The 1,039-nt window shown below is 43.6% G+C and carries 3 protein-coding genes; 1 reads left to right on the top strand and 2 read right to left on the bottom strand.

Going from position 1 to position 1,039, the window contains the following annotated elements; translation table 11 throughout:
- On the top strand, positions 1-157 hold a 157-nt coding region (locus tag R7P67_RS26515), incomplete at its 5' end, for an alanine:cation symporter family protein (RefSeq protein WP_318086543.1).
- Between the two features lie 108 nt (positions 158-265).
- Here the strand turns inward: R7P67_RS26515 and R7P67_RS26510 are convergent.
- Both R7P67_RS26510 and R7P67_RS26505 read right to left on the bottom strand, forming a co-directional pair.
- On the bottom strand, positions 266-832 hold the full coding sequence (locus R7P67_RS26510; protein WP_005464525.1) for a hypothetical protein: 567 nt from the start codon (positions 830-832) through the stop codon (positions 266-268).
- Positions 833-1,039, bottom strand: a 207-nt coding sequence (locus R7P67_RS26505) for a LysE family transporter (protein WP_318086542.1), incomplete at its 5' end; no start/stop codon positions are given. It lies immediately after the preceding gene.

Below are 1,039 nucleotides of genomic sequence, written 5' to 3'. Positions count from 1 at the left end.
AGACATGATTTGGATTCTGGCAGATATCGTAAACGGTTTGATGGCGATCCCTAACCTTATTGGTTTGATTGCGCTTCGTCATGTTGTATTGGCAGAAACGAAATTGTTCTTTAACCCTTCAGTTCAATCTGATGATCTTGATGCGGTAAAAGCATAGCTCTACAAAGAACCGTTAAGCCTGCACTTAAACGAGTTAGAAACCTTAAAACACAAAGCCCGCTCATGTTTAGCGGGCTTTATTTTTATCTAGATTCAGATGACAGCGTTAATCACGTAACCACTGATGTTCAACCTTCTCTCCACGCTGTTCAAAAAACTTAGCGTTTTGCTGTTTGAACTGATCAACTTTAATATCCGCGATTGGCCAATGGGCAAAATCTTCCGTAATGAAAGACTCATCAACGCCAAATTCTAGCGAATCTAAATGCTTACCTATGTAACGGTAAAAATAACTCTGTCCGACGCTATCACACACCATTGGCACATGCGCCATTCGCTGGCGATTCACTGATACGGATGCCCAAGTTGTGGTGTTCGGTTTGCAAGTTTTCTCCTGCACAACATCGATTTCAAACTTGTTGTCTAACGTCGTAGATACAAAAACGACGATCGCATCGTCAAGGTAAACTCGTCTTAACAAGAGCTGTTTGGTGTCGTGCGTTCGCGCCTTTTGGATACCATTAGAAAACGGCTCAAAGTGCGCCCAGTGCCACCCCCACTCCATCCCCCGAGGTGAAAACTTGATTTGTGGTAATGTCATCCAAGCAACAGCACTCGCAAACCCCAACAAAAACAGCGTCAGCATTAAAGCAAGTCGGTATAAATTGCGCATTTAAAGTGGTTCTTCAATCAGTAACTTAATTCCTAGCGCAACAAGCACAGCACCTGTTACTCCTTCCATCCATTTCATAAAGCTGGCATTTTTGAGCAAGTTCTTTGCTGAGTTTAAAGCCCCTGCCAAGCCACATTGCCAAACCATTGCGATAACAAAATGGATAGCGGCCATCGTCATAGATTGCAACAATGGTGAGCCTTCCGG

The sequence above is a fragment of the Vibrio sp. Vb0937 genome, assembly GCF_033338855.1.
The sequence above is the reverse complement of the archived record's forward strand: the minus strand, read 5'-3'. Positions and strand labels throughout refer to the sequence as shown.

Excerpts from the sequence above, each read along its gene's own strand:
- R7P67_RS26510 (WP_005464525.1), bottom strand. The coding sequence starts at position 832 with ATGCGCAATTTATACCGACTTGCTTTAATGCTGACGCTGTTTTTGTTG.